This is a genomic window from Pseudomonas sp. BRG-100 (genome assembly GCF_000737955.1).
Taxonomy (GTDB): Bacteria; Pseudomonadota; Gammaproteobacteria; order Pseudomonadales; family Pseudomonadaceae; genus Aquipseudomonas; species Aquipseudomonas synxantha_A.
The window spans coordinates 5,483,971-5,508,463 of record NZ_JPRX01000001.1 but is presented as its reverse complement, the minus strand read 5'-3'; the positions used below and the strand labels follow the sequence as shown (position 1 = coordinate 5,508,463).

Genomic DNA, 24,493 nt, shown 5'->3' with positions numbered 1-24,493 from the left:
GCTATACATGGCCGATGCTGGCACTTTGAACCTCTGCAAGAATTTAGACTTTTACTTTAAATATCATCCAGTTACTTAAACCTAAAAATACCTTGCGAGCGTTCGTTGCCGGTTTTATTGACCAGAAACGTCGGAATAATGACGCAGATTTTATGGCAGCTTGTGTCCCTCGTTTCCGCTACATACGTAGGACAAATCCATATGGCTAAATAAAATCTCGAACGCCGAGTTACGTTCAAGCAGTACGGATCGCCCCGCCGCAGCCCGGAGCCTCCGCAGACGGTTTTCGACATCAAGGATGAAATGGCTATGAGTCTGACCCGCAGTATTGGCGACACACAGGGCCCGCATTTTTATGCCGAAATGGGCGAGTTGATTTCAAACAGCGGCCATGAACGCTTCGCCGCAGACATGTTGCACCTGGTAGACAAATGGGTGCCGATTCACCTGGTGGACCTCAGCGAATGGACGCTCGATGAGCTGCGCGACCGCGTGCTCGACATCAAGCTGCTGGGCAGCGCCGGGCTGAAAAAGGAGTTGTCTGTACCCCAGACACTGCACCCGTTGAACGACCACCCGCTGATGCGCGAAATGCTGCGCATGCAAGACCCGTTGTTGATCCAGATGAAAGCCAAGGCCAACAGCGCGCACCCATTGGGCAGTTCGCACCAGTGCAACCTGGTATCGCGCCAAGGGAACCGACGCTGTGTGATTTCGTTCTACCGGCCGCCAACTCAGCGTGGGTTTTCCCTGGCTGAGTTGTCGTTTCTCAAGTGCTTGTCGGACACCCTGTTGCCGTTGATGGAGCGGCACGCGCAACTGCTGCGCCAGGTGCCGCACGCCGAGATTGAGCCGGCCCACACCCTGCTGGAACAATCGCAATTGCAGCGCGAGTTCTACAAGCGCCTGGCTCTGAGCGATATCACCCTTTCGGCGCGTGAGCAGGAAGTGTGCCTCGGCCTGTTGACCGGCGGCACCGTGCCGCAGATCGCGGAAAAACTCAGTGTAAAAAACAGCTCGATCGAAACCTACCTCAAGCGCGCCGCCGCCAAGCTGGGCGTGAGCGGCCGGCATGGCCTGGCCAAATGGATGGTGGGTGCCTGATGAACAAACGGATGCTTTGCTGCGTCGGGGTGGCGTGGACGCTCAGTGGCTGTTCGCTGATCCCCGCGTATCAGCGGCCAGCAGCGCCGACGCCTGCGCAGTTTCCTCAAGGCGGCGTGTACAGCCTGGCGCAGGCCGGCGACCTGACGCAGAATCCGGATTGGCAGCAGCTGTTCCACGACCCGGCGCTGCAACGGTTGATTGCCGATGCCCTGGTCAACAACCGCGACCTGCGGGTAGCCGCCCTGAATGTAGAGGCGTTCCAGGCGCAGTATCGTATACAGCGCGCCGACCTGTTCCCGGCGATCTCCGCCAGCGGTGCCGGCAAGCGTCAGAAATTGCCGGGTAACGTGACAGGCACCGGCAAATCGGCGATCACCTCCAACTATTCCGCCACCTTGGGCCTGAGCGCTTATGAGCTGGACCTGTTCGGCCGCGTGCGCAGCCTCAGCGAACAGGCGTTGCTGACTTACCTGGGCACCGAAGAAGCCCGGCGCAGTGCGCAATTGAGCCTGGTGGCGAACGTGGCCAACGCCTACCTGACCTGGCGCGCCGATCAGGAACTACTGGCCCTGGCCGAGCAAACCCTGGTGGCCAACGACCACAGCTGGCAACTGACCACCCGCAGCAAAAACGCAGGCAAAGCTTCGGCGCTGGAGGTGGTGCAAGCCCGTACCGCAGTGGAAAGCACCCGCGCCAGCGTCGCACGCTATGAACGCCAGGTCGCCCAGGACTTTAACAACCTCGTGCTGCTGGTGGGCGGCCCGGTGGATGAGCATCTGCCCGCTCGCCCGCTGGCCGATGATCTGGTCGCCCGCGTCCCCGCCGGGTTGCCCTCCGACCTGCTGCAACGCCGCCCGGATATCCTCCAGGCCGAATACCAGTTGCAGGCGGCCAACGCCAATATCGGCGCCGCCCGTGCTGCGTTCTTTCCGTCCGTGACCCTCACGGCCAATGCCGGCAGCACCAGCAAGGAGCTGTCGGGTCTGTTCAAGGGCGGCTCGGGCACCTGGACCTTCCAGCCGCAAATCAACCTGCCGATCTTCAACGCCGGCAGCCTGCGTGCCAGCCTCGATTACGCCAAGTTGCAGAAGGACATCACGGTGGCCCAGTACGAAAAGTCCATCCAGAGCGCCTTCCAGGAAGTGGCCGACGGCCTTGCCGCTCGCCAGACCTTCAACGACCAACTGGATGCGCAACGGGATTTCGTTGCCGCCAACCAGAACTATTACGACCTGGCCCAGCACCGCTACCGCAGCGGCGTGGACAGCAACCTGACGTTCCTCGATGCGCAGCGGGCGTTGTTCAGCTCGCAACAGGCGTTGATCGTGGACAGGCTGGCGCAGCTGGTGGCGGAGGTGAACTTGTATACGGCGTTGGGTGGAGCGTGGCGCGTCAACGCAACGCCGACTGCCGCAACCGATACTCCCCCGGCGTCATCTGCGCATACCGCAGGAAAAACCGGCTGAAATACGCCGGGTCCTTGAACCCCAGCTGGTAGCAGATTTCATTTGCGGAGCTGCCGGTAAACAACAGCAGGCGTTTGGCCTCTTGCATCAGGCGCTCAAGGATCAGGCGCTTGGAGGGCAGGTCGGCGATGCGTCGGCACACCTCATTGAGGCGTGCCTGGGTCACGCCGATGGCCTGGGCATAACGCGCCAGCGGCCAATGCTCCAGGTAATGGGCTTCGATCAGTTCGTTGAAGCGGTGAAAAATCCGCAGGTCTTCATGGGCCGTCGGCCGTGCCGGCAGGGCGTGGGCGCACAGGCGCAGCAGGCGGATCATGATCAAGCGCGTCAGGCTGTCGAGGGCGGCTGCGCGGCCTGCCCGTTCGGCGTTGATCTCGCCGCACAGTTCTTCGAAAAGCTGGTCCAGCCCTTCGGCGTTGGCGCCCAGCGCGACACACGCAGCCCCGGAGGCGAGGCTGGGGTCGGCGTCGATCAAGCCCCACACCAGCTGCTGGCGCACCGTCAGCACATGCCCGTCGGCATCGGCTTCGGTGACGAAGGCGTGGGCCACCGTGGGCGGCGTGAGAAAAAACATCGGCCCTGCTTCGACGTACTGGCGGTCGTCCAGATACACCCGCACCGCGCCACTCTTGACGTAATGCACCTGGAAAAATCGGTCATGGCGATGCACGGCCATATTGCGCCCGAAAAAACCTGCCAGGTTGCCCAGCTTGTCGTAATGCACCTCGGCGTCGCTGTAACGCTGGTCGTAGACCTGCCCGAGGTTGATGTTGGGAATCGGCTGCACGTCGCCCTCCTCTTGTTGTTGTGATGCCATCGGAGTGTGCCACGCTTGACGGTAGTTAACATATTAATTATAACGTTAACAACTTAACGAACTGCCTATGCAGCCGTCGTCACCGCCAGGAGAAACGCATGAGCCGTACCCTGCATGATGTTGCCAGCGGCACCCTGTTCGGCGTTGCGCTGAACTACCAGGGCCTGCTGGACCAACATCTCGCCGCCTTCGAGCAGGCGCCCTACCAGAAGCCGCCAACCAAGCCAGTGTTGTTCATCAAGACGCCCAACACCCGTAATGCCCATGGCGGCGTGGTGTTGCAGCCTGCAGGCGAGCGCCTGCAACCGGGCCCGGCGCTGGGCGTGGTGATCGGCCAGCGCGCCAGCCGCGTCAGCCTGGACAATGCCATGGCCCATGTCGCCGGGTATGTGGTGGTCAACGAATTCAGCCTGCCGGAAGACAGCTATTACCGCCCTGCCGTCAAAGCCAAATGCCGCGATGGGTTTTGCGCCTTGGGCCCGCAAGTGATTGAGCGGGATCAAGTGGCCAACCCCAACGAGCTGGCCCTCAAGCTCTTCGTCAATGGCGAGCTGCGCCAGCAAAACTCCACCGCCCATTGGGTGCGCGACATCCCACAATTGATCGCCGAGATCAGCGAGTTCATGACCCTGCACCCCGGTGATGTGCTGATCACCGGTACACCGGAGGGCCGCGTGGATGTGCAGCCGGGTGATCGTGTTGAAGTTGAAATCACTGGCGTCGGCCGCCTGCTCAATATCGTTCAGGCGGAGGCACTGGCATGAAGCGCGCACGTATCCGTTTTGAAGGTCAGATCCATGCCGTGCAGGTAGACGACGATCACAGCGTGCGCCTCAGCGATGGCCGGCGGCTTGCCGAAGATCAGGTGCAATGGCTGCCGCCCGCCACCGGCAATATGTTCGCCCTGGGCTTGAACTACGCCGATCACGCCGCCGAACTGGCCTTCACACCGCCGACCGAACCGCTGGCCTTTATCAAGTCGGTCGGCACCTACACCGGTCACCGCCAAGTCACCTGGCGCCCGGACAACGTCGCCTACATGCACTACGAGTGCGAACTGGTGGCGGTGATCGGCAAGACCGCGCGCAACGTCAAGCGCGCCGACGCCCTGGATTACCTGGCCGGTTACACGGTGTGCAACGACTACGCGATCCGCGACTACCTGGAAAACTACTACCGCCCCAACCTGCGGGTTAAAAACCGCGACGCCACCACCCCGGTGGGCCCGTGGATCGTCGACGTGGCCGATGTGCCCGACCCAGGCAACCTGAAATTGCGCACCTGGATCAACGGCGAGCTGCGCCAGGAAGGCAGCACTAAAGACATGATTTTCGATATCCCCTACCTCATCGAATACCTGTCCAGCTTCATGACCCTGCAACCCGGCGACATGATCGCCACCGGCACGCCCGAGGGCCTGGCCGATGTGGTGCCGGGCGATGAAGTGGTGGTGGAAGTCGAAGGCGTGGGCCGCCTGGTCAACCGTATTGTCAGTGAGACGGAGTTTTTCTCCGTGCGCAAAGAGGCTTGAACAACATGATCAAACACTGGATCAACGGCCGTGAGGTCGAGAGCAAAGACGTATTCATCAACTACAACCCGGCCACCGGCGAGGCCATCGGCGAAGTCGCCAGCGGTGGTGCTGATGAAGTCGCACAAGCCGTGGCGGCGGCCAAGGAGGCGTTTCCCAAGTGGGCCAACACCCCGGCCAGAGAGCGCGCACGCTTGATGCGCAAGCTCGGCGAATTGATTGAACAGAACGTGCCACGCCTGGCCGAACTGGAAACCCTCGACACCGGTTTGCCGATCCACCAGACCAAAAACGTGCTGATCCCACGGGCCTCGCACAACTTCGACTTTTTCGCCGAAGTCTGCACCCGCATGGACGGCCACAGTTATCCGGTGGATGACCAGATGCTCAACTACACCCTGTACCAGCCGGTAGGCGTGTGCGGGTTGGTGTCGCCATGGAACGTGCCGTTCATGACCGCCACCTGGAAGACCGCACCGTGCCTGGCGCTGGGCAATACCGCCGTATTGAAAATGTCGGAGCTGTCGCCACTGACCGCCAATGAACTGGGACGCCTGGCGGTGGAAGCCGGGATCCCCAACGGCGTGCTCAATGTGATCCAGGGCTACGGCGCGACCGCTGGTGATGCACTGGTACGCCATCCGGATGTACGGGCGATTTCCTTTACCGGCGGCACTGCCACTGGCAAGAAAATCATGCAGACCGCCGGCCTGAAAAAGTACTCCATGGAACTGGGCGGCAAGTCGCCGGTGCTGATTTTTGAAGACGCCGACCTGGAGCGCGCCCTCGACGCCGCGCTATTCACGATCTTCTCCCTGAACGGCGAGCGGTGCACCGCCGGTAGCCGGATCTTTATTCAGGAAAGCGTCTACCCGCAATTTGTCGCCGAGTTCGCGGCGCGGGCCAAGCGCCTGATCGTGGGCGACCCGCAGGACCCCAAGACCCAGGTCGGCTCGATGATCACCCAGGCCCATTACGACAAGGTCACCGGCTACATCAAGATCGGCCTGGAGGAAGGCGCCACGCTGCTGGCCGGCGGCCTGGAGCGCCCGGCCAACTTGCCGGCGCACCTGAGCCGCGGCCAGTTTATCCAGCCGACGGTGTTTGCCGATGTGAACAACCGGATGCGCATCGCCCAGGAAGAAATCTTTGGTCCGGTGGTGTGCCTGATCCCGTTCAAGGACGAAGCCGAAGCGCTGCAACTGGCCAACGACACCGAATACGGGCTGGCGTCCTATATCTGGACCCAGGACATCGGTAAGGCCCATCGGCTGGCGCGCGGTATTGAGGCGGGCATGGTATTTATCAACAGCCAGAACGTGCGCGATTTGCGTCAGCCCTTTGGCGGGGTGAAAGGCTCGGGCACCGGGCGCGAGGGTGGCCAGTACAGCTTTGAAGTGTTTGCCGAGATCAAGAACGTGTGTATTTCCATGGGCAGTCATCACATTCCGCGCTGGGGTGTGTAGCCCAGGATCAAACAAGCCTCCTGTGGGAGCCGGGCTTGCCCGCGATGCAGACACCGCGGTCCTTCAGCCGTACCGAGTCGATGCAATCGCAGGCAAGCCAGCTCCCACAGGGACCTCACAAGCCTTACAAGAATAATTATTCAGGAGAATCATCATGGGCGAAGTGGTTCTGGCAGCGAAGATCTGCCACGTACCGTCGATGTACCTGTCGGAACTGCCCGGCAAGCATCACGGCTGTCGCGAAGCGGCGATTGCCGGGCACAAGGAAATCGGCCGGCGCGCCCGCGAACTGGGGGCCGACACCGCCGTGGTGTTCGACGTGCACTGGCTGGTCAACAGCGGTTATCACGTCAACTGTGGCGAGCAGTTCCAGGGCACCTACACCAGCAACGAGCTGCCGCACTTCATCAAGAACATGGATTACGCCTACCCCGGCTGCCCCGAGTTGGGCGAACTGATCGCCGCCGAAGCCAACCTGGCCGGCGTGCGCAGCATGGCCCATAACATCCCGAGCCTGGAGCTGGAATACGGCACGCTGGTGCCCATGCGCTACATGCACATGGGCGTGCCCGAGGATCAAAAACTCAAGGTGATTTCCATCGCTGCCTGGTGCGCCTGGCATCGCCTGGAAGACAGCTTTGCCTTCGGCGCCGCTGTGCGCCGGGCCATCGAAAAGAGTGACCGCAAAGTGCTGGTGCTGGCCTCCGGCTCACTGTCCCATCGGTTCTCGGATGACCGCCAGGCTGAAGCGAATATCCACAACTGGACCCGCGAATTCGATAAGCAGATGGACCTGCATGTGGTGGACATGTGGAAACAAGGTCGCTTCAAAGAGTTCTGCGCGATGCTGCCGGACTATGCCGAACACTGCTTTGGCGAAGGCAAGATGCACGACACCGCCATGCTCCTGGGCCTGCTGGGTGGGCCGGACTATGCCCAGCCGGCCGAGATCATCACACCGCCGTTCGGCAGTTCGGGCACTGGCCAGATCAACGCAATTTTCCCGCTGTAGCTTTGGGAGAAACCTATGCCGCACTTTATCGCTGAGTACACCGACAACCTTGAACCTCAGGCCGATTTGCCTGGCCTGTTTGAAAAAATCCACCGCGTGCTGGGCGACAGTGGCGTGTTTCCGTTGGGCGGCATCCGTAGCCGTGGTGTGCGCCTGGACACCTGGCGCATGGCCGACGGCAAGCATGACTACGCCTTCGTGCACATGACCCTCAAGGTCGGCCACGGCCGCGACCTGGCCACGCGCCAGGCGGTGGCCGAAGCCGTGTTCGCGGTGATCACCGCGCACTTCGCCCAATTGCAGGCGCAGCGGTTGTTGGCGCTGTCGTTCGAGATGGTCGAGTTGCACCCACAGCTCAACTTCAAGCAGAACAATGTGCATGCGTTTCTGAATAACGCGGCGGGATAAAAACCTGCCCTCCCCTCACGGCCACTCAGACAAAAAGTACAACATCATGAGCACAGCCCACTCCACTGCAAGCCTGCGGCTTGCCGAGCACGACCGCACCCATCGTTTGGTGACCTGGCGCCTGATGCCCTTGTTGCTGGTGTGTTACCTGTTCGCCCACCTGGACCGTATCAACATCGGCTTCGCCAAGATGCAGATGAGCCACGACCTGCAGTTCAGCGACACGGTGTACGGCTTCGGCGCCGGGCTGTTCTTCATTGCCTATGCGCTGTTCGGCGTGCCCAGCAACATGGCCCTGGACCGGGTCGGACCACGGCGCTGGATCGCCTGCCTGATGGTGGTGTGGGGCCTGCTCTCCACCGGCATGTTGTGGGTGGAAAGTGCTAGGGGCTTCTACGTGCTGCGCTTTTTGCTGGGGGTGGCCGAAGCCGGATTTTTCCCGGGGATTCTGGTGTTTCTCAACCGCTGGTACCCGGCGCGGCGACGTGCCCAGGTCACCGCCTTGTTTGCCATTGCCGTGCCCATGGCCGGGGTGTTGGGCGGGCCGATTTCCGGGGCGATCCTGGAGAATTTCCACGCCGTCGGCAGCCTGCGCGGCTGGCAATGGATGTTCCTGATCGAAGGTGCGCCCGTGGTACTGCTGGGGCTGGTGGTGCTCAAGTGCTTGCCGGACAGTTTCGAAGTGGTGCACTGGTTGAGCAGCGAACAAAAACAGCAACTGCGCACCCAGTTGAGCAACGAAGAACAGCGCAAGACCATCACCTCGTTCAGCGGCATCCTGCGGGACCCGCAAGTGTGGCTGCTGGTGGCCGTGTACTTTGCGGTTATGCTGGCGGTCAACACCCTGGCGTTCTGGATGCCGACCCTGATCCACGGCGCCGGCATCGGCCGCGACAGTCAGGTCGGCTTGCTCAGCGCCGTGCCGTACCTGGCCGGCTGCTTCTTCATGCTCGGCTGCGGGCGCTCGTCCGATCGCCAGCGCGAGCGTCGCTGGCATTTATGCGTGCCCCTGCTGATGGCCGCTGTCGGCATTGCCGTCGCGGGCCTGGCGCCCGGCAATGCGCTGCTGGTGATGAGCGGGTTGGTGGTCGCCGGCATGGGCGCCAGCGCGGCGCTGCCGATGTTCTGGCAACTGCCGCCGGCGTTTCTTTCCAATACCACTCAGGCGGCGGGCATCGCCATGATCAGCTCGTTCGGCAGCATCGCCGCGTTCCTCGCGCCCTACCTGATCGGCTGGATGCGCGACGCCACCCAGAGCGCCAGCCTGGCCCTGTACGTACTCGCCCTGTTTATCGCCCTCGGTGGCCTGCTGGTGCTGCGCACTCAGGCCGCCATCGTCAACCCACACTAGAGACCGTTGCCATGCTCGACTCCCAGCAAATCCTCGCGGCCGCCGCCCACCTGGACCGCGCCGAACGCAGCCGCGAACAGGTGCGTCAGTTTTCCCTCGACTACCCCGGCATCACCCTCGAGGATGCGTACGCCATCCAGCGCGAATGGGTTGCGCAAAAGATCAAGAACGGGCGCACGCTCAAGGGCCACAAGATAGGCCTCACTTCACGGGCCATGCAGGTTTCTTCGAACATCACCGAGCCCGACTACGGCGCCCTGCTCGATGACATGTTTTTCGACGAAGGCAGTGATATTCCCTTCGAACGCTTCATCGTGCCGCGTGTGGAAGTGGAACTGGCGTTCATCCTTGGCAAGCCGCTCAAGGGCCCAAACTGCACGGTGTTCGATGTGCTCGACGCGACCGAATGGGTGATCCCGGCGCTGGAAATCATCGACGCACGCATCCAACAGGTCGACCCACAGACCAACGCCACCCGCAAGGTGTTCGACACCATCTCCGACAACGCCGCCAATGCCGGCGTGGTACTCGGTGGCCGGGCTGTGCGCCCCACCGAGATCGACCTGCGCAAAGTGCCGGCGGTGCTGTATCGCAATGGCGTGATCGAAGAGTCCGGCGTTTCGGCGGCAGTGCTCAACCACCCGGCCAAGGGCGTGGCGTGGCTGGCCAACAAGCTGGCGGCGCATGACGTCACCTTACTGCCGGGCCAGGTGATTCTCGGCGGCTCGTTTACCCGTCCGGTGGCCGCCCGCCCCGGGGATACCTTCCACGTCGACTACGACCTGCTCGGTTCGATCGCCTGTCGCTTCGTCTGAACACTGGAGGATTGTCATGGACATGCCTGTCAACCGCTTCAAACAACGCCTTCACAACGGCGAGGTGCAGATCGGTCTGTGGCTTGGCCTCGCCAATGCCTATAGCGCCGAGTTGGCCGCCAATGCCGGTTTCGACTGGCTGTTGATCGACGGCGAACATGCGCCCAACCACCTGCCGGGGATGCTTGCGCAATTGCAGGCCATCGCGCCCTACCCCAGCCAGGCGCTGATTCGCCCGGTGGTCGGCGACACGGCATTGATCAAGCAACTGCTCGATATCGGCGCGCAGACGCTGCTGGTGCCCATGGTCGAAAGCGCTGCCCAGGCCCAAGAACTGGTGCGCGCCCTGCACTACCCGCCCCAGGGTATTCGCGGCGTCGGCAGTGCCCTGGCCCGTGCTTCGCGCTGGAACAGCATCACCGACTACCTCGACCAGGCCGACGCGCAGATGTGCCTGCTGGTGCAGATTGAAAACCGCGAGGGCCTGGCCAATCTGGACGCTATCACCGCCGTCGAAGGCGTGGACGGTGTGTTCATCGGCCCCGCGGACTTGAGTGCGGCCATGGGGCATCGCGGTAACCCCGGGCATCCTGAAGTGCAGGCGGCGATAGAGGACGCCATCGTGCGCATTGTTCGAGCGGGCAAGGCGGCAGGGATTCTCAGTGCGGATGAACGCCTGGCGCGGCGCTATATCGAACTGGGCGCAACGTTCGTGGCGGTGGGAGTGGATACCACCGTGTTGATGCGCGGGTTGCAAAGCCTGGCCGGGAAGTTCAAAGACGTACCGGTGGCTGCCAATACCGGTGGTGTCTACTGAGATCCAATGTGGGAGCTGGCTTGCCTGCGATAGCGGTGTATCAGCGACAAATAAGCCAGCTGACCCGACGCTATCGCAGGCAAGCCAGCTCCCACAGTTGACCGGCGGTGGTTCAGTCATTAGTTCAGCGCTTGATGTTCTTCAAGTCATCCAGCAACCCCAGCAAGGTCTGGAATTTCTCTTCGCCAAGCTGATCCTGCAAACGCTGGTAGTTGGCCTCCATGCACTGGCTCATGGACTCGAAACTCGCCTTGCCCTTGTCTGCCAGGGTGATAAGCACCCGGCGCTGGTCCTGTTCGGCCTTGCGTCGGTGCACCATGCCGGCGGCTTCCATGCGCACCAGCACGCCGGTCATGCTCGGCTTTAGGATGCACGCCAGTTCCGCCAGTTGGTAAATCTCCAGCTCACCGTGCTGTTCGAGGATGCGGATGATGCGCCATTGCTGTTCGGTCAGGCCGTGTTCATTCAGCGACGGGCGGAAAAAACTCATCGCGGCCTCACGCGCTTGCAGCAAGGCCAGGGTCAGGGATTGTCGAGGTTTGGACATAGGATCAGGGTCACGAAGTATTTAGTTAATAATTTAACGAAACTCTAACATTCCCCGCCAGCGAGCGCGCTATAACTTGTGTGTGCCCTCGCCCGTGGCGCGCTGAATCAAAAACCCGGGCACGCAGGATCAAGACTTCCAGCCAGTCAGGGGCCCTAATGGAGGCATCCGCTTTAGCGCCTTCCTTCACTTTTTCAGGCTGCGCCATGATCAACATCGAAACCCCTACTTATTACACCGCCACCAAGAAATACAACCTCAGCTTCCCCACCCTGGAGCAAGACATCGACGCGGACGTCGTGGTGATCGGTGGCGGCTTTTCCGGGATCAACACCGCGCTGGAACTGGCGGAAAAAGGCATCACCAATATCGTGGTGCTTGAAGCGCGCTACCTGGGCTTTGGCGGCACCGGCCGCAACGGCGGGCAGATCATGGCGGGCATCGGCCATGACCTGGAGAAGATCAAGAAGGACGTGGGCGAAGACGGGCTGCGCCAGGTGTTCGAGATCAGCGACCTGGGCGCCGACATCATCAAGAACCGCATCGCCAAGTACAACATCGATGCCGATTTCTGCCACGGCTACGGCTATATGGGCTTCAACGCCCGCCAGGAAAAAACTCTGCGCGCCTGGGAGAAGGACTTCAAGTCGGTCAACAGCCAGCATGAAATCCGCTTTCTCGGCGGCTCGGATGTGCAGCAGATCATCGGTTCCAACGCCTACACCAGTGCGCTGCTGCACATGGGCGGCGGGCATGTGCATTCGCTGAACCTGCTGCTGGGCGAGGCCACCGCGCTGGCCGGCCATGGGGTAAAGATCTTTGAGAACAGCCCGGCCCTGGAGGTCAGCTACGGCGAACGCATCACCGTGCGCACCGGGCGCGGTTCGGTACGCGCCGGCAAGTTGCTGTGGGCCTGTGACAGCTTTCTCAACAAGCTCGAACCAGAACTGCACCGCTCGACCATCAACACCTACGCGTTCCAGATGATGACCGAGCCGTTGTCCGAAGAATTGATCCAGCGCATCAGCCCGATCCGTGGCGCCTACAGCGACATCCGCCCAGTGATCGACTACTACCGCGTCACCAATGAAAACCGCCTGCTGTTCGGCGCCGCGACGCCTTTGGTCGAGCATATTCCCGGCGACCTGAAAGCCTGGAACCGCCACCTGATGCTGAAGATTTTCCCCTACCTCAAGGACGTGAAAATCGACCTGGCCTGGGGCGGCCCGATGGCGTGCAGCCCGAATCTGTTCCCGCAGATCGGCACCTTGCCGGGGCGCAGCAATGCGTTTTTCGTGCAGGGCTATTCAGGCTTTGGCGTCACGCCCAGCCACATCATCTGCAAGGTCCTGGCCGAAGGCATGAGCGAAGGCTCGGCGCGCTATGACCTGGTCAGCTCGATCCGCCGCCCGACCATCATCGGCAAGGACGCAATTCGCCCTCTGCTGCTGACGGCGGGCAAATCCTGGCACCAATTGTCCGGCTACTGGAACGGACGTCGTTGATTCGCTTTTTTTCACTCATCAGGAACCACTGCCATGACCCTCACCACCGTCAAACATAACGTCCAGCTGTCGGAACTCGATGCCTGGGGCACCGTGGCCGACCTCGGCTCACAGATCCTTGAAGGCGAGGTGCGCGCCTTCGGCAAGATGACATTCGGCGCACCTACCGATGCGGTCAGCAGCGCCTACTTCGGCACCACCCAGGGCAAATTCCGCATGGTCTACCCCTTCGCCGAACAAGCTACCGTGGTGACCGGCGAGGTGGTCCTCACCGATGAGTCCACCGGCCAGTCCACCCGCTACAAGGCCGGTGACAGCTGGTTTGTGACCAAGGGCACGCCGGTGCTGTGGGAAGTGGTCAGCGAGAGTTTCGTCAAACACTACTTCGCCGTCGTGTAAGGAGCCTTGCCATGAGCACTTCTTCTGACTGGATCACCGTGGGCGCCCTGGCCGACGGTTTTGCACCCGAAGCGTTCATCCTGCCGAACCTCGCCGACCTGGCTGGCCAGACCTTCACTCTGCACTTTGCCAATGGCTGGCAGATCGAGCATCGCTTCGAACAGGAGCGCCTGGCCTGGCACGCCGCCGACGGTCACTCCAGCGGCAGTGCAGCCTACCGCGCCAGCTCGATTCGCCCGGGCCTGTACCTGGTGGACTTCATCAAGCATGAGGCCGGGCAAAGCTGGTCGATCAGCCTGGTGCTGGACACGCCAACTTCCTCCTTTACCGCGGTGATTGGCCGTATGCCGGAGCCGGCAGAGACCCACGAAGGTCTTTACCACCGCGCCCTGGCCGGCAAACCGCTGACCTCGGTGCACGCCGAGTTCCTCCACGGCAGCCTCGACCGGCCGTGGCAGGAGGGCCATTGCCTGCACGCCCCCACCGAGGAACTGGTGGGCTTGCGCAACCACTACCGCTACAGCCCCAGCGAGGTCTACGAGCACATCTACCTCAACCCGCGGTTCTATGCCTGGCAATGCCTTGAGGGTGTGGAGAAAGGCTTGTGCGACACCGACCGCTGCCATTACTACAAGATCGCCGAGCAGCTGTACCTGTTCGTCTGGCAGGAGAAGATCGTGCCCACCCTCGGCCTGGTGCTGATCGACCTGCAACAACACCGCAGCGACGGCAAGATCTTCGGCTATGCGGGGGCATCCTTCGACGCGCTGTCGAACTTCCCGATCAGTTCCTATTGCCAGGTGCTCAACCGCACGGAGTACCCCCGTGACTGAGGCGCGCACGGTGGTGATAACCGGGGCCGGCACCGGCATCGGCGCCGCCTGTGCCCGGCTGTACGCGCAGGAAGGCGCACGGCTGGTACTGATCGGCCGGCGCCGCGAGCCACTGGAACAGGCGGCGCAGGCCAGCGGCGGCCTGATCCTGGTGGGCGATGCCGCCTGCCCCGACACCTGGGAGGGCTTTATCCGCGAGATTCACGCCCACTACGGGCGTATCGATGTACTGCTGGCGTGTGCCGGCGGTCATGGCCTGGGCAGCGCGACCCAGACCAGCCCGTCTACGTGGGAAGCGGCGCTGCGCAGCAACCTGGACAGCGCGTTCTACAGTGCCCGCGCCTGCCTGCCGCTGTTGCAGGAAAGCGCCGGCAGTGTCGTGCTGATCGGCTCCATCGCCTCGCTCGCGGCGGGGCCCGAAGTGTGCGGCTACACCACGGCCAAACATGCGTTGCTCGGGCTCAATCGCTCGCTGGCACGGGACTACGGCCCCCACGGCGTGCGCGTGAACGCGGTGTGCCCGGGCTGGGTGCACACGCCGATGGCCGATGCCGAGATGCAGCCGTTGATGGAGGCGTACGGCGACACCTTGCAGCAGGCGTACGAGCGCGTGTGTGCCGATGTGCCGCTGCGCCGTGCCGCCCGGGCCGAAGAGATCGCCAAGGTGTGCCGCTTCCTGGCCAGCGACGACGCATCGATCATTACCGGGGCCACCTTGGTGGCGGACGGTGGGTCCAGCATCGTCGACGTGCCGACACTGGCGTTTACGCGCCTGGAGCCTGCTAATGCCCAATGATCTGGATTTCAGCGACCAAGTCGTGCTGGTCACCGGCGGCGCCCAGGGGATTGGCCTGGGTATCGTCCAGGCCTTTGCCGAACGCGGTGCGCGGGTGGTGATTGCTGATCGCCTGCTGGAACAAGCTGAAAGGGTGGCCGCTGGGTTGTGCGCGCAGGGCTATCAGGTCGAGGCCGTGGGCGTTGACCTGGCGCAAGCCGAGGCGGTATTCGCCTGCGTTAAAGGGTTGGCGCAGCTGGATATTGTGGTGCACAACGCCGGGTATTTCCCTCTGACAGCCTTTGCCGACATCACCCCGGCGATCTTGCAACGCACCTTGGCGGTAAACCTTTCGGCGCTGTTCTGGCTGACCCAGGCGGCGTTACCGATGTTTCGTGAGCAAGGCCGGGGTTGCGTGCTGGTGACGTCTTCGGTCACCGGCAACCGGGTGGGTTATCCGGGGCTGAGCCACTATGCGGCGTCAAAGGCTGGGGTGAATGGGTTTATCCGCAATGCGGCGCTGGAGCTGGCGCCGTTGAATGTGCGGGTCAATGGCGTGGAACCGGGCATGATCGCCACGCCGGCGATGAGCAACCTGGGCGATGCCGCGCTGAATGAGAGCATCGCCAGCCGTGTGCCACTGGGGCGTTTGGGCGCGGCTGCGGATATCGCCGGCGCGATGCTGTTTCTGGCTTCTGACCTGGCTGGCTATATCACCGGGCAGACCTTGGTGGTCGATGGTGGCTCCACCCTGCCCGAATAACGGGGACCCATGTGGGAGGGGGCTTGCTCCCGATAGCGATGGTTCAGTCAAATATCCAATGGCTGACACACTGCTATCGGGAGCAAGTCGAATCGTCGCACCGCCCCTCCCACATTGGATCTCCTGCAGCCTGAAGGACCTGTTTATGCCCCCACCGCCTGCAACCGGCTGGAGCGAAAATCCTTGGGCGACACCTCGAACTGCTTCTTGAACGAACGGCTGAAGTGCGCCGAGTCGGTAAAGCCCCACTTGTAGGCAATCGAGGTGATCGACTCGCTACGCAGGAACGGGTTGGTCAAGTCGTCCGCACTGCGTTTGAGCCGCGCCCGCTGAATGTAGCGGCAGACGCTGTCGTCCTGTTCCTCGAACAAACGGTACAGGTGCCGCACCGAGATATTCAGGCGGTTGGCCAGGCCAATCGGGCTCAGGCCAGGCTGGCCCAATGACTCATCAATGACCTTTTGCACATAGCTGCGCAGATTATTGCCCTGCAACGCAGCAACGCCCTCGCGGCACTCATCGCCCTGCTCCAGCGCCGAGCCCAGCAGCGACACAAAGGCCGCCTGCAGCGCGTCCACTTGCGTGGCGTCGTCGTCAGTGTCGTCCTTGCACAGTTGATCCATCAGCACATGCAACATGCGCCCACAGGCTTTGGTCGAGGAGATCTTGCCGAACGCCCGCGCCTGGCCGCCCAGGTGCTTGCACACCTCGGTGCGCGGCAACGACAGCGAGGCATGTTCGATCAAACCAAAAGGGGTGATTTCGATGGAGCCCACCGAGTCCATCAACAGCATCTCGCCGGGCGCCAGTTGCACGGTCTGCTCGTTTTGGGAGATCTGCGAATAGCCGCTGCGCTGGCTGACCAGGAAGCACTCCTGGTCATTATCGTGATCGGCGTGGTGCGTCGGGCGTTTGATCAGCCCGGCATTGGTGCGCAGGATGGCCAAGCCACGGGGCAAATTGTGGATCTCGCCAATAAACAGCGAACGGTTGAAGGCCAGTTCGGTATCGAAGTGGCCGCACGCGGCGCGCAGTTCGCGGTTCCAGCTGTCGAGCCCGTCGGGTGCATGCTGTGGGATGCTCATGGGGGTGTCTCCGCAGTGGCGTTCTTTTTGTTGTTCTGATGCAATAGTTAACATGTTATCTATATGCACGCAACAACAACCTGTTTGCCCTTTGCAGAAGCACTAATGATGCCAATCACAGCGTCGACAGCGCCCGCTTGATACCCGCCAACACCGCCAGTAAATGGTTGCGTTGCTCAGGGCTTACAGCAATGTAACGCCGAAACGCAGGCATCCGGTTGACCACCTCACTGCCGCCCATATGCTCCAGGCGCACACACCATTGCCGGTCCTTGAGATCAATGCGCAGGCGCTTGAAATCCAGCGGCATCAGCGACTGGAACAACCCGCTGTCGGCCAGCAAACGCGCCTGTAGCTCACACGCCAGAGCCTGGCTGCCGGAGCGCCGGCGCACGCGGATGCCGTTGCGCCGAATAGCGCCGCCATGGTGCACCTCGAAGCTGCCAGCGCCACTCGCTGAAGCAGGTACGCGCAGGACGCACTCGGTCAGCACCAGGTGCATCAACAACTGCGACTCGGTGCGCTCGACAATCTCGAAGTTCACACCGTCCACTTCAAGCGTCGCCAGGCCCAGATCACGCCGCAAGCGCGCCAGGGTCACCCCAGGTCGATAACCGCTCGGTGCACGGTCTGCGCTGAACAGCTCATACAGTTTTTGCCGCAAAGTCGTTATAACCGTCATGGGCAGGCCCCGGTTCGTGGCTGAATTCCTTGGCCAACACCTCCTCAACGCAGGCGGGCTTGAAGGGGTTGACCTTCTGCACCACCAGGGTCCAGAACAACGCATAGGTGGCGGTCACGCCGAGCATCACCCCAAACGGCACATAAATGTCGGCCGGGTTCATACCTGGCGGGGTGATAAACCACATGCCCAGCAGGATGCCGATGCTGGAGACGATCTGCGGCAGCGGGAACCACGGCGAACGGTACGCCCGGGGCAAATCCGGACGGCGAATGCGCAGGATCACCACCGACAACGTCACCAGCAGGTAGGCAAAACTCCACGCGCACACCGCCGCCAGCACCAGATGCATGATGTTGTCGGTGTTGCCGCCCAGGTACAGCGCATGCAGGCACGGGATCAGCATGGCCACCAGGATGCACAACAGCGGTGTCTTGAAGCGCGGGTGCAGGTAGGTGAACACCTTCGGTAACGCGCCATCCACCGCCATGCCATAGAGGATGCGCGGTACGCCAGCCATCAGGGTATTGATGGTTGCAGCGCCGGCGAACAGGAAGCCAATGCCCAGCCACAACGGGCCGATCTGCCCCATCACCTGTTCAGCGAACCGTGGGATAGCCATGGGTGTGTCCAACAGGTGCACGCCGGAGGCGGCGTCGAGCACCACGTTTTCCACCTGGCGCTTCATCGCGGCGCCATAGATAAACATGCACGTCGCCACGCCCATCAGCCCGAGCATCATCGCCCGTGGCATCACCTTGGCCGACTGGCGCAGGTCCGGCGCCAGCGGGGTGACGAACTCGCAGCCGACGAACATGAACATCGCCATGCCCACCAGCGACAACACGGTGACCAGGTCAGTGCCCACCAGCGATTCCCCGAACCAGCCGTCCAGTTGCACCGCTGGCGCGGCGATCAAGCCCAGCACGCCGAACACCATCAGGGTGGTCCACATGCCGAACGTAAGGATGATCTCTGCGCGGCCAAAGGCGCTGACCCCGAAAGCATTCAGCACCCCGAACACCAGCACGAACCCCACGCCCAGCAACCACGAGCCGCCGGCCGATTCTGCCAGGGTATTGAGGTGTTCGAAGTTCACCAGGGCCATGACCCCGGCGAGGATGGTTTCGGCGGTACCGGCGAACACATGCACGATCAGATACGCCGACAAAGTGCCGGTAATCGCAAAGAACCGGCCCATGCCGCAGTTGATGTAGTCGTACACCGAGCCCGTGGTGGGCAGTATCGAGGCGGCCTCGGCGAAGGTCGTCGCCTGGGCCAGCATCATCACCACGGCGAGCAGCATCGCCAGGGCAAAGGCGCTGCCGCCAATGCCAAAACCCATGGTGGCGGTGAGGATCACCGGGCTTGCCATGATCAGCCCGATGGTGCTGGCCAACGCGGTGGGGAAACCTACCGTGCCCCGGTTGAGGTGCGCGGTGAGTCGGTCGTTGATCGACATGGTGGGGTCCTCGAAAGCGGTTTTTTTAGTGTGTCGGCACTCTGCGCCCCACCTGGCTCGATCGTCTTGCCCCTGTCTGCCGAAGGTTTTGTTGCTGCCTGCCACGGCGTATCGCCTGGCGGCCAGGGTCAACTGCCTGGCACGCATATGAAAGACTTGGCCTGCGACCGCTCGCCCTAATGCGCCCTCACTCTTAACCAAGATGGGGACAATAACAATGGAGCACACACTGAAAAACCGCCGCCTGCGCCAGGCGGTCGGCCTGGGCATAGCACTGCTGTTCGGCCAGGCCCAGGCCATTGAGTTGTATGCCGATACCGACACCCAGGTCACCGGCAACTTCCTCGCCGTCTACGGCCTGTTCAACAGCCCGAAGAACTACGATGGCCGCAGCGGCGGCTCAACCTGGCGCGAGGGGTTCATCAAGTACGGCCTGAGCGTCGAGCAGAGCCTGGGCAACCTGGGCGGCGTATACGGCACGGCGAACCTGGTGAGTTCCGGCACCTGGGGCGACGGCGATGCGTCGGGGTTGACCAACGGCACCGAGCGCACCACCAAGTTTGACGAAGCCTTCGCGGGCTGGCGCTCCGGCGAGCTGTTCCCGGCGCTGGGCAAGGATGGGGTAGACCTGTCGTTTGGCCGCCAGATCATCATGTTGGGCGACGGCTTCATCATCAACGACGACGGCCCCAACCTCGGCAATGGCGTAGGCGACGGCGAGTTCAATCGCGGCGGCGCCTACTACATTGCCGCGCGCCATGCCTTCGACAAGACTGCGGTGATTCGCCTGGGTGGCAAGGACGGCGTGCATGGCAGCCTGATGCGGATCAAATCCGACAACCGCGCCCAGGCCCTGACCGAGATGGCCGCCGGCACCCTGGAGTACAGCGCCGCGCCGGGCACCTTGGGGCTGACTTACATTCACGGCATCGATGTGGACGAGCGCTTCGCCACCGACCTGCAGCGCCAGCGCAAAGGCATGAACCTCTATAGCCTGCGCGGCGCCGGCAATGCAGGTATCGACAACGCGCACCTGGCTTTCGAACTGGCCCGCCAGGACAGGCGCGACAGCCAGCAAAACGCCGGTTACGTCGAAGCCGGCTACACCTTTGCCCACCTGCCCTGGTCACCGGACCTGACCTACCGCTACGCACGTTATTCGAAAAACTGGGATGGCATGTTCTCAGGCTTCAACCGTGGCTACGGCACCTGGGTGCAGGGCGAAGTGGCGGGCAACTATTCAGGCCCATTCAACAGCAACACGGCGGTGCAGCACGTAGCGCTCAAGGTCAAGCCGCTGGGCAACATCACCCTCGGCGCACTGTTCTTTGACTACAACACCGTCAGCACCCGCGGCCAGTTGAACCTGGATGGCCGCGAACTGGACCTGTACGCCGAATGGGCGGTGAACGAGCACCTGATCATCACGCCGCTGCTGGGCCTGTACAAACCCGATAAAGCGGCCGACACCGGCGGTAACCAGGTCGGCGGCAACGGCACCAATGTCTACAGTCAGCTGGTGGTGGCCGTGCCGTTCTGAACCACCTCGGGCGCGCAGGGAGGCAGCGCCCGGACCTCGGCGTAGGCGCCCTGGTGGTAGAGCAACGGCGCACGGCCAAAGTCGTCGAAGGCCACCACCTTGCCGATCATGATCCAGTGATCGCCGCCATCGATCTGCTGGTACTTCTCGCAGTGAAAGCGCGCCGAGCAATCGGCGAACACTGGCGAGCCGCCCTCACCCGGCTCGTACTCGATGAGGGCGAAGCGGTCTTCACGGGGGCGCGCAAAGTTGTTGGACAGGTGCACCTGGTCCGCCGCCAGCACATTCACCGCAAAATGACTGGCCTCCTCGAACACTGCATGGCTGTTGGAGCGCTTGTCGATGCTCCACAGCACCAGCGGCGGGTCGAGGGACACCGAGTTGAAACTGTTGGCGGTCACGCCGACCTTTTGCCCGGAAGCGGTGGCGGCAGTAACCACCGTCACACCGGTGGCGAAGTTGCCGAGGGCGCGGCGAAAGGCCCGTGGGTCGAAAACGTCAGACATGCAAGACTCCCGGGTGGCCGCTCGTGGCCGCCCTTATTGTTATGGGTGATAGGCGCGGCTACACCATGCTCGGGTCGGGTTCCAGACCCATCAGCTCACGGCCGAGGATTTGCGCGCACACGTCGTAGTCGGTATAGGCATGGGCGCCTGTCATATGGGAATCGCGGAACAGGCGCTGCATCTCGTTGTGCTCGAACCAGGCATTCCCGCCCGCAGCGGCGAACAGGCGGTCTACCGCTTCGATGCACATCTTGGTGGCGTAACCCTGATTGGTGCGCCAGAACGCCAGGGTTTCCCGCGTGGGGTAACGGTGGGCGGCGCTGTGTTCGGCGTGTTCCTGCCAGGTTTTTTCCAGGAACGCTCGGGCGGCGGCGACCTGGTGGGTGGACTCGGCCAGGCGCATCAACGCCGGGGTGGCTGCGCCGACGGCGGCACCGGTGTAGGCGCGCACCCGCGTCCTGGTTTTTTCGCGAAACACCTCAAGCATACGCTCGGCCACACCGAGGCTGACGGTGGAGAAGCCACTGGCAAAATATGGCCGATACGGCGCGTAGAAAATCTGGCTGTCAGGGTAGAGGCCAAAGCCTGCGGACTTGCCCTCCATCATGTCCTTGGCCTTCTGGATACGGTGTTCGGGCACCCAGGCGTTGTCGATGATCAGGGTCTTGGTGCCGCTGCCTTTCATGCCGGCCGCAAACCAGTCGTCGCGAATCTGATAGTCACTGCGCGGTAACACAGCAAAGCAGTAATCCTGGGTGCCTTCGGCGTTCTGGCGACGGCAGCCGACAATCGCCCACTCGCCATGGTCACAGCCGCTGCTCCAGCCCATCTCACCGCTGAAGTACACCCCGCCCTCGCCCTCGGTCACCCGACCGAACGGCGCAATACTGCTGCTGGCCGTGGCATCCGGGTTGGCACCCCAGATTTCCTGCTGCAACTGGGTCGAGAACAGCGCCAGTTGGTGGCTGTGAGTACACAACAAGCTCATCGCCCAGGCGGTACTGGCGCAACTACCGGCGAGCAAGGCGATGCAGTCGGCGAACTCGGGCAGCGTCAGCTCCAGGCCGCCGAAGGCCTTGGGCTGAAAGGCACGGTGCAGGCCGATGCTTTTGAGCAGGGCGATATTTTCATCCGGTACCTGGCGCAGTTGCTCGGCACGGCTGGCATTCGCGGCAATGGCCGGCAAAAGGGGTTTGAGGTCTTCAAGGAGCGGGTTTGGCTTTTTCATGGACGGCCCTGCTTATTATTGGAAGTCCGACAGGCGTTCCGGATTGCGGAACGGCGCTGGATGCAGGGCCAGTATCGAACGGGCCGTGCTGGCGGGAAATGCACGTTCGGCAGGCAAGCTTGTACTTTTCACAGGCGCGGCAGGCACAGGCATAAAACCTGGCAGGCACAGTCAAGCCGCTTATTGGTGCGTTGGTTACCCTCGGGTTTTCTTTTTGTGAACTGCCAGGAACCTGCCATGAGCGATATCCCGTTGCTGCCTCAAGTCGAAGCCTTTTTGCGTCGCCGCCATGGGCTGTTTATCGACGGTGTCAGCGTGCGCAGCCACGCCGATCAAACCCTGAACGTCATCAACCCTGCCACCGGGCAGGTAATCGCCGAAGTGGCCGACGCTGACCTGGCGGATATCGATGCCGCGGTCGCTTGCGCCAACCGTGGTTTCCAGCGATGGTCCCAGGCCGCGCCCGCGATCCGCGGCAACGTGCTACTCAAATTGGCCGATCTGCTGGAACAGCACCGTGAAGAACTGGCGCAGATCGAAACGTGCCAGTCGGGCAAGATCATCCAGATCTCCCGCGCTTTCGAGGTCGACCAGGCCGCGCACTTTCTGCGCTACTACGCTGGCTGGGCCACCAAGCTCAGCGGCCAGACCCTGACCCCATCCCTGCCGTCGTTCAATGGCGAGCGCTACACCGCCTTTACCCTGCGCGAGCCGGTGGGCGTGGTGGTTGGCATCGTGCCGTGGAATTTCTCGACCATGATCGCCATCTGGAAACTCGCCTCGGCACTGGTGACCGGCTGCAGCATCATCATCAAGCCCAGCGAATTCACGCCTCTGACCCTGCTGCGCATCGCTGAACTGGCCATCGACGCCGGGCTGCCGGCGGGTGTGCTCAATGTGCTGACCGGCGGCGGCCATGTCGGCAAGGGGCTGGTGGAACACCCCGGCACGCACAAGGTTTCATTCACCGGCTCAGTGCCCACCGGCATCGCCGTCGGCCGCAGCGCCATGGGCGCCGGCCTCACCCGTGCAACCCTGGAACTGGGTGGCAAGAATGCCGCCGGCTTCCTGCCCGATATGGACGTGGACAAGGCAGTGGACGGCATCATCGAAGCGGGCTTCTTGCACTCGGGGCAAATCTGCGCGGCGGCCGAACGCTTTTTCGTGCACCGCTCGCAAATCGACGCCGTGCTGGAAAAACTCAAGACGCGCCTCGGCCGCCTGAACATCGGCTCACCGCTGGACGAACACACCGAATTCGGCCCGGTCACGCACCAGCAGCACCAGCACAAACTGCTCGGCTACTTCAACCAGGCCCGCGCCGAAAACAACACGATCATCCACGGCGGCCACCTTATCGACCGCCCCGGCTGCTACGTCGAACCCACGGTGATCCTCGCCAACCACCTGCACGACACCCTGCTCAATGAGGAAACCTTCGGCCCCATCGCCACCTTCCTGCCCTACGATGACGAAGACGAACTGCTGGCGCTGATGAACCACGGGCCCTACGGGCTGAGCGCCAGCCTGTGGACCAACGATTTGGGCAAGGCCCTGCGCATGATCCCGGCGATCAAGGCAGGCACCTTGTGGGTGAACATGCACACCTTGCTCGACCCGGCAGTGCCGTTTGGTGGGTGCCGGTCTTCGGGGGTTGGGCGGGAGTTTGGCAGTGCATTTATTGAGGATTACACCGAGCTTAAGTCGGTGATGATTCGGTATTGAGGACTGAGTGCCGGCGACCGGAATCAGGGCTCAGGTTTGGCTGGTGGGCCACGAAACAGATTTCTGGAAATGATGTCGGCCTTCAGCATCTTGAGTTGCAGATGACGGTTTACTGCGCCAACGACTTCCATATAACGGGTGACGTGGCGCTTCCACGTATCGACCAGCAGGAAGGGCACCAAGCCAATCGCAACAAACGGAAGAATAACCACACCGAACAGGATTTTCAGAAGCTCCCAGCACCCTTGCAGCAAATCCACAGGGCCCAAGGTTTTTTCATAATGCAACTTCTTGGTCAGCACGTCGGAAATCAGGTTCGTGCCGATGGCGGCGGTTACAAACGGGAATACAAACAGGAACAGGTTGGAACGGTGTTTCACTTGGTCAAACAGATCACCGCTGATTTTGCCTTTTTCGTGTAGTGAGTGCGCCAGCCCATTGAATGCGTCGATAGAGACCACGGCACATGCGGCAATCGAAATCAGCGCAACGCCGGTCGCCACGACAACTTGCGGCGTGGTGTCTTTGTCAAGAATGAAACCAATCACCGCCATCACCAACACAAAGGCCATCACCAAAAAGCCCAGTTGCACATCCAAGCCAAACAACAACGCGTAATTCATCCGTGAACTCCTCTATTAAGACTAATTAAA

Annotated in this window: 24 protein-coding genes and 1 pseudogene; 17 read left to right on the top strand and 8 right to left on the bottom strand. The window is 62.0% G+C overall.

Annotated elements, in window-relative coordinates:
• Positions 1 to 309 precede the first annotated feature (309 nt).
• The gene (locus JH25_RS03005; RefSeq protein WP_032880390.1) at positions 310 to 1,104 is read left to right on the top strand and encodes a helix-turn-helix transcriptional regulator; all 795 of its coding nucleotides are present in this window, start codon (positions 310 to 312) and stop codon (positions 1,102 to 1,104) included.
• Positions 1,104 to 2,573 carry an efflux transporter outer membrane subunit gene (locus JH25_RS03010; protein ID WP_032880389.1) on the top strand — a complete coding sequence of 490 codons (1,470 nt, stop codon included), beginning with the start codon at positions 1,104 to 1,106 and terminating at the stop codon, positions 2,571 to 2,573. Before JH25_RS03005 ends, JH25_RS03010 begins: the two co-directional genes overlap by 1 nt.
• On the opposite strand, the gene hpaA is transcribed toward JH25_RS03010, so the two are convergent.
• Positions 2,500 to 3,390, bottom strand: coding sequence for a 4-hydroxyphenylacetate catabolism regulatory protein HpaA (hpaA, locus tag JH25_RS03015; protein ID WP_164699538.1), 891 nt, complete (start codon positions 3,388 to 3,390; stop codon positions 2,500 to 2,502). The genes JH25_RS03010 and hpaA overlap by 74 nt on opposite strands.
• Positions 3,391 to 3,488: 98 nt before the next feature.
• Between hpaA and JH25_RS03020 the strand changes: the two genes are divergently transcribed.
• From JH25_RS03020 to hpaI, 8 genes are all read left to right on the top strand, one after another.
• A complete protein-coding gene (locus JH25_RS03020) occupies positions 3,489 to 4,154 on the top strand; it encodes a fumarylacetoacetate hydrolase family protein (protein WP_032880387.1) in 666 nt (221 codons plus the stop codon).
• A complete protein-coding gene (locus JH25_RS03025) occupies positions 4,151 to 4,921 on the top strand; it encodes a fumarylacetoacetate hydrolase family protein (RefSeq protein WP_032880384.1) in 771 nt (256 codons plus the stop codon). The genes JH25_RS03020 and JH25_RS03025 overlap by 4 nt, the downstream gene beginning before the upstream one ends.
• A gap of 5 nt (positions 4,922 to 4,926) precedes the next feature.
• A complete protein-coding gene (gene hpaE, locus JH25_RS03030; RefSeq protein WP_032880382.1) occupies positions 4,927 to 6,387 on the top strand; it encodes a 5-carboxymethyl-2-hydroxymuconate semialdehyde dehydrogenase in 1,461 nt (486 codons plus the stop codon).
• Positions 6,388 to 6,541: 154 nt separating this feature from the next.
• Positions 6,542 to 7,399: a 3,4-dihydroxyphenylacetate 2,3-dioxygenase gene (gene hpaD / locus JH25_RS03035; RefSeq protein WP_032880380.1), complete on the top strand. Its 858-nt coding sequence runs from the start codon at positions 6,542 to 6,544 to the stop codon at positions 7,397 to 7,399.
• A 15-nt stretch (positions 7,400 to 7,414) separates the two neighbouring features.
• Complete coding sequence (locus JH25_RS03040) at positions 7,415 to 7,807, top strand: 5-carboxymethyl-2-hydroxymuconate Delta-isomerase (protein WP_005789539.1); 393 nt, start codon at positions 7,415 to 7,417, stop codon at positions 7,805 to 7,807.
• Positions 7,808 to 7,853: 46 nt separating this feature from the next.
• A complete protein-coding gene (locus JH25_RS03045) occupies positions 7,854 to 9,158 on the top strand; it encodes an MFS transporter (RefSeq protein ID WP_032880378.1) in 1,305 nt (434 codons plus the stop codon).
• Positions 9,159 to 9,169: 11 nt separating this feature from the next.
• Complete coding sequence (gene hpaH / locus JH25_RS03050) at positions 9,170 to 9,973, top strand: 2-oxo-hept-4-ene-1,7-dioate hydratase (RefSeq protein ID WP_032880377.1); 804 nt, start codon at positions 9,170 to 9,172, stop codon at positions 9,971 to 9,973.
• Between the two features lie 16 nt (positions 9,974 to 9,989).
• Positions 9,990 to 10,790: a 4-hydroxy-2-oxoheptanedioate aldolase gene (gene hpaI, locus JH25_RS03055; RefSeq protein WP_032880376.1), complete on the top strand. Its 801-nt coding sequence runs from the start codon at positions 9,990 to 9,992 to the stop codon at positions 10,788 to 10,790.
• Between the two features lie 124 nt (positions 10,791 to 10,914).
• On the opposite strand, the gene hpaR is transcribed toward hpaI, so the two are convergent.
• Entirely contained in the window at positions 10,915 to 11,337 is a 423-nt protein-coding gene (gene hpaR / locus JH25_RS03060) for a homoprotocatechuate degradation operon regulator HpaR (protein ID WP_005789546.1), read from the bottom strand.
• A 206-nt stretch (positions 11,338 to 11,543) separates the two neighbouring features.
• Here hpaR and JH25_RS03065 point away from each other — a divergent pair, with 206 nt between their 5' ends.
• Genes JH25_RS03065 through JH25_RS03085 form a run of 5 tightly spaced genes read left to right on the top strand, consistent with a single transcriptional unit; the run spans position 11,544 to position 15,612 of the window.
• The gene (locus JH25_RS03065) at positions 11,544 to 12,842 is read left to right on the top strand and encodes an NAD(P)/FAD-dependent oxidoreductase (protein WP_032880375.1); all 1,299 of its coding nucleotides are present in this window, start codon (positions 11,544 to 11,546) and stop codon (positions 12,840 to 12,842) included.
• Positions 12,843 to 12,875: 33 nt separating this feature from the next.
• Positions 12,876 to 13,241 (top strand): cupin domain-containing protein, encoded by a 366-nt coding sequence (locus tag JH25_RS03070; protein WP_032880373.1) that lies wholly within the window; start codon positions 12,876 to 12,878, stop codon positions 13,239 to 13,241.
• An 11-nt stretch (positions 13,242 to 13,252) separates the two neighbouring features.
• Entirely contained in the window at positions 13,253 to 14,074 is an 822-nt protein-coding gene (locus tag JH25_RS03075; protein ID WP_032880372.1) for a molybdenum cofactor biosynthesis F family protein, read from the top strand.
• Positions 14,067 to 14,870: an SDR family NAD(P)-dependent oxidoreductase gene (locus JH25_RS03080; protein WP_032880371.1), complete on the top strand. Its 804-nt coding sequence runs from the start codon at positions 14,067 to 14,069 to the stop codon at positions 14,868 to 14,870. The genes JH25_RS03075 and JH25_RS03080 overlap by 8 nt, the downstream gene beginning before the upstream one ends.
• Positions 14,860 to 15,612 (top strand): SDR family oxidoreductase, encoded by a 753-nt coding sequence (locus JH25_RS03085; RefSeq protein WP_032880369.1) that lies wholly within the window; start codon positions 14,860 to 14,862, stop codon positions 15,610 to 15,612. The genes JH25_RS03080 and JH25_RS03085 overlap by 11 nt, the downstream gene beginning before the upstream one ends.
• 143 nt (positions 15,613 to 15,755) lie before the next feature.
• Here JH25_RS03085 and feaR read toward each other — a convergent pair whose 3' ends face one another.
• The 3 genes from feaR to JH25_RS03100 all read right to left on the bottom strand — a co-directional run bounded on the left by feaR (position 15,756) and on the right by JH25_RS03100 (position 18,841).
• Positions 15,756 to 16,697 (bottom strand): transcriptional regulator FeaR, encoded by a 942-nt coding sequence (gene feaR, locus JH25_RS03090; protein ID WP_032880367.1) that lies wholly within the window; start codon positions 16,695 to 16,697, stop codon positions 15,756 to 15,758.
• Positions 16,698 to 16,812: 115 nt separating this feature from the next.
• Entirely contained in the window at positions 16,813 to 17,379 is a 567-nt protein-coding gene (locus tag JH25_RS03095; RefSeq protein ID WP_032880366.1) for a DUF3156 family protein, read from the bottom strand.
• Entirely contained in the window at positions 17,342 to 18,841 is a 1,500-nt protein-coding gene (locus JH25_RS03100; protein ID WP_032880365.1) for an APC family permease, read from the bottom strand. Before JH25_RS03100 ends, JH25_RS03095 begins: the two co-directional genes overlap by 38 nt.
• Positions 18,842 to 19,058: 217 nt before the next feature.
• Between JH25_RS03100 and JH25_RS03105 the strand changes: the two genes are divergently transcribed.
• Positions 19,059 to 20,381, top strand: coding sequence for a hypothetical protein (locus tag JH25_RS03105; protein ID WP_032880364.1), 1,323 nt, complete (start codon positions 19,059 to 19,061; stop codon positions 20,379 to 20,381).
• A gap of 32 nt (positions 20,382 to 20,413) precedes the next feature.
• On the opposite strand, the pseudogene JH25_RS03110 reads toward JH25_RS03105, so the two are convergent.
• Positions 20,414 to 20,887 (bottom strand): annotated as a pseudogene (locus tag JH25_RS03110) (flavin reductase family protein); the annotation flags it as partial.
• A 58-nt stretch (positions 20,888 to 20,945) separates the two neighbouring features.
• On the bottom strand, positions 20,946 to 22,115 hold the full coding sequence (locus JH25_RS03115) for a p-hydroxyphenylacetate 3-hydroxylase oxygenase component (RefSeq protein WP_032880360.1): 1,170 nt from the start codon (positions 22,113 to 22,115) through the stop codon (positions 20,946 to 20,948).
• Positions 22,116 to 22,352: 237 nt separating this feature from the next.
• On the opposite strand from JH25_RS03115, the gene JH25_RS03120 reads away from it, so the two are divergent.
• Entirely contained in the window at positions 22,353 to 23,840 is a 1,488-nt protein-coding gene (locus JH25_RS03120; RefSeq protein WP_032880359.1) for an aldehyde dehydrogenase family protein, read from the top strand.
• Positions 23,841 to 23,863: 23 nt separating this feature from the next.
• Here JH25_RS03120 and JH25_RS03125 read toward each other — a convergent pair whose 3' ends face one another.
• Positions 23,864 to 24,439, bottom strand: coding sequence for a hypothetical protein (locus JH25_RS03125; RefSeq protein WP_177327415.1), 576 nt, complete (start codon positions 24,437 to 24,439; stop codon positions 23,864 to 23,866).
• Positions 24,440 to 24,493 lie beyond the last annotated feature (54 nt).